The 3,437-nt window shown below is 44.5% G+C and carries 5 protein-coding genes and 1 pseudogene; 3 read left to right on the forward strand and 3 right to left on the reverse strand.

Annotated features, from left to right (window positions below; translation table 11 throughout):
• The 3 genes from BG32_RS05490 to BG32_RS05500 form a co-directional block, all read right to left on the reverse strand.
• Positions 1-650 (reverse strand): sulfite exporter TauE/SafE family protein (locus BG32_RS05490; RefSeq protein ID WP_147434842.1); only part of this gene is annotated, 650 nt, incomplete at its 3' end.
• A gap of 13 nt (positions 651-663) precedes the next feature.
• Entirely contained in the window at positions 664-1,143 is a 480-nt protein-coding gene (locus BG32_RS05495; protein ID WP_121510081.1) for a MarR family winged helix-turn-helix transcriptional regulator, read from the reverse strand.
• On the reverse strand, positions 1,144-1,623 hold the full coding sequence (locus tag BG32_RS05500; RefSeq protein ID WP_099771357.1) for a glutathione peroxidase: 480 nt from the start codon (positions 1,621-1,623) through the stop codon (positions 1,144-1,146).
• 279 nt (positions 1,624-1,902) lie between these two features.
• On the opposite strand from BG32_RS05500, the gene BG32_RS05505 reads away from it, so the two are divergent.
• From BG32_RS05505 to BG32_RS05515, 3 genes and pseudogenes are all read left to right on the forward strand, one after another.
• Positions 1,903-2,721, forward strand: a complete 819-nt coding sequence (locus BG32_RS05505) for a fumarate hydratase (protein WP_121526540.1) — start codon at positions 1,903-1,905, stop codon at positions 2,719-2,721.
• Positions 2,711-3,205: a FumA C-terminus/TtdB family hydratase beta subunit gene (locus tag BG32_RS05510; RefSeq protein ID WP_121526541.1), complete on the forward strand. Its 495-nt coding sequence runs from the start codon at positions 2,711-2,713 to the stop codon at positions 3,203-3,205. Before BG32_RS05505 ends, BG32_RS05510 begins: the two co-directional genes overlap by 11 nt.
• Positions 3,206-3,216: 11 nt before the next feature.
• Positions 3,217-3,437 (forward strand): annotated as a pseudogene (locus tag BG32_RS05515) (NAD-dependent malic enzyme); the annotation flags it as partial.

The raw sequence follows: 3,437 nt of genomic DNA on the forward strand, positions 1-3,437 counted from the left end.
GAAAGCTTCACTGCAAAATATGCGCCGATAACGTTCCCGGCAGCAAGAACCAAACCGGGAACCCAGTATATCATCCCCTTTGAAAGGAAGACAACGAGAGCAAACACCGTGTAAACAAAAACAATTACTACCTTTGCGAAGTTCGTTTTCACAAGATCATACCCGTACGTGAGAGTTATTGCTCCAATCAAGAAGAAGCCCACACCTGCTTGCAAAAAACCACCATAGAAGCCCACTCCCAAAAAGATCAGCGCTGTAAGTAGTCGAGAAGGTTTCGAAATATTCGGTTTTCCTGGTTTCAGAAATACTAGAACTGCTACTGCAAGAAGCATCAATGCAATGACTTTCTCCAGGAGATCCTTCGGAATACTAGAGACGAACATAGAACCAATTACTGATCCAATTGTAGAAAACACAATCGCCGGAATGATCGAATTCTGAAGTCTGATTCCCGATGAATGAAAGGTCTTCATTCCAATGGCACTTTCGAACAATACTCCCAGTCTGTTTGTCGCATTTGCAACGGGAGGGGGTATTCCAATCCACATAAGCAACGGGAGTGTGACCATGGAGCCACCTCCCGCCATAACGTTCATGAAACCTGCTGCCACACCGGCAAGGTAAATCAAGACGATCTGCATAAATGTCATTTGGGTTTATTTCCTAGTGTGAAGAAGCTTTCGAGTCGTCCATGTCGATCTTCTTCATCAACTTCCTGAGAGAGGCCATAAGCGATGCGAACTCGGCCTCGGAAATATTCACCTGATTCGCAATTCTCAAAGGTATCGAAAGAGCCTTTTCTCTCATCTCTTTACCTTTATTGGTCAATCCAATATTGACGTGTCTCTCATCACCTTGAGATCTTTCTCTTGTTAGTAGGCCAAGTTTTTCCATTCTCTTTAGCAAAGGAGTAAGGGTCCCCGAATCGAGGAAAAGCCTTTCTCCCAGCTCCTTAACTGTAAGCGGTTCCTTTTCCCAAAGGACAAGCATAACCAGATATTGAGGATACGTAATACCAAACTCCGAAAGCACAGGCCTGTACAATCTAGTTATTCCTCGGGAACTGGAATATAGGGCAAAACATAGCTGATTGTCAAGTTTAAGAAGTTCCTCTCCACTGGGAACAGATGAGTTATTCTTCATTCACCTTACCGCCTCCACGATTGCAGAGCGAAATGTCTCTGGTTCCTCTTTTGGTTCGAACCTTCCAATAATCTCACCATTTCTATCTATCAAAAACTTCGTGAAGTTCCACTTCACTTTTCCCGAAAACTCCTTTTTTCCTCCGCCACTTGTCAGGTACTCATAAAGTGGATGAATGTTCTTTCCCTTTACATGAATCTTGGAAAACATGGGAAAGGTGATATTGAAGTTAGTGCTGCAAAACGTCTTTATCTCTTCATCACTTCCGGGCTCCTGACGAAGAAAATCGTTAGAGGGGAAACCCAAAACGACAAAGTCCTTTTCCTTGAATTCTTCATAAAGATGTTGCAGGCCTTCATACTGAGGTGTATATCCACATTTACTCGCAGTATTTACCAGCAGAACAACCTTACCTTTGAAGTCTTCCATAGACTTGTTCCAACCGTCAATAGTAGTTAGTTCAAAGTCATATATACTCATTACTTCACCTCCTATCTTATTGTACACTATTTAGTTGTATCATGCAAGTAATTTGCATAATAAGCCTTCTCAGTCAATTCACCTTTTGAGCCATGAAAAAATTGGCAGCTGCCGGAAAAAGAGTATTGAAAGCTTCTCCATCGAAATCTGTAGTTGATCGATTTCTACTGCAGACAAATATAGCTCACATCCGGGTATTCGAGGCAAATGAGTAGGTAAAGTGTTATAAATGAATCATCATATCTGCTTCCTAGATTTTTCTTAAGTAGGTGTTAGTTCTTGATAGATGAGAATACGATTGTAAACAGAATCGAAGAAGCCCTTGTTAAGGCAAACACCATTCTGGATAATCGGGCGAGGGCCTTTCTGAATGACTACACTGGCCCATTTTCGGCTATCCTTCGGGAGAACGCAGTGATTTCGGAGGAGTCGGGACTGCCTTTATGCCAGGACACGGGGTTTATCGAATTCTTTGTATTCATGGGTCATGAAGTGATCCTTGAAAGACCGATCTCAGAAATCCTCGACCGTGCTGTAAGGAATGTATATTCAAGTAATCCTTACAGGTACTCAGTTGTAAAGGACCCTCTTCATCATAGAGAAAATACCGGCGACAATACCCCATCGGTAGTTCACACGTTCATCCAGACGGGGAAGAGACTGGAAATTCGTTTTCTGGTGAAGGGGGGAGGAAGCGAGAACCTGTCCAGGCTCTTCATGCTTAATCCAACGACAACTCAGCAGGAACTTGTAGATACAATTGTACACTCGGTCTTGGAAAACGGAGCAAGGGGCTGCCCTCCGTTGAAGATAGGAATAGGAATCGGTGGAAGCTCCGAAAAGTCGATGATTCTCTCGAAGCTCGCACTGACAAGAGAGATAAACGCGGCGAATCCCGATCCCTACTACGCTATGCTGGAGGAACGGCTTCTCCGCGAGATAAATAATCTCGGGATCGGTTTTCAAGGCCTTGGCAAAGGTATTACTGCATACTCAGTGAGTATTGAGACTGCACCTACCCACATCGCTACTCTACCAGTTTCACTTGCGGTGGACTGCTATCTCTGCAGAAGGGGAGTGGTGGTCTTTGAAGATTGACGATCTTGTTTGCTGTCAGGAACTATACTATACAGGCAAGCTACTGGTTATGAGAGATGCGGCCCAGATGCGTTTGAAAGAACTTCACGAACAAGACCGGCCTTTGCCTGTTAAGTTGGAGGGGGCAGTGGTTTTCTACGCCGGTCCGGCAAAGCCAACCAAGGAAAGCTTTGGAGCTATTGGACCTACTACTTCCATAAGGATGGACTGTTTTCTGGAAATGCTTTTTCAACAGGGTGTTCAGGCTACAATAGGTAAGGGAAAGAGATCGGATCTCTCAACCTCGCTGTGCAGAAGATACGGAAGAGCCTACCTGCTTGCACCGAGTGGAGCTGCAGCTTCGCTATCAAAAAGGATCAAATCGTTACGAGTCATCGCATACGAAGATCTGGGAACCGAAGCAGTATATGAAATCGAAGTCGAAGACTTTCCGCTAATTGTTGCAACAGACAAGAATGGTCTGGATATCTTTTCTTTAGAATAGAAGGTGATTTAGTGAATGAAAGAGCGCTGAAACTTCACAAGGATCTCAGGGGAAAGCTTGAGGTAAGAAGCAGGGTGAAAGTTGATAGTATGGAGGCATTGTCTTTGGCATACACTCCGGGGGTCGCAGACGTTTGCCGCACAATCGAGAGAAAAAAGGAACTGGCATATGACTACACCAACAAGTGGAACTACGTCGCAGTTGTCTCAGATGGAACGGCGGTTCTGGGCCT

The sequence above is a fragment of the Mesotoga sp. HF07.pep.5.2.highcov genome, assembly GCF_003666285.1.
GTDB lineage: Bacteria > Thermotogota > Thermotogae > Petrotogales > Kosmotogaceae > Mesotoga > Mesotoga prima.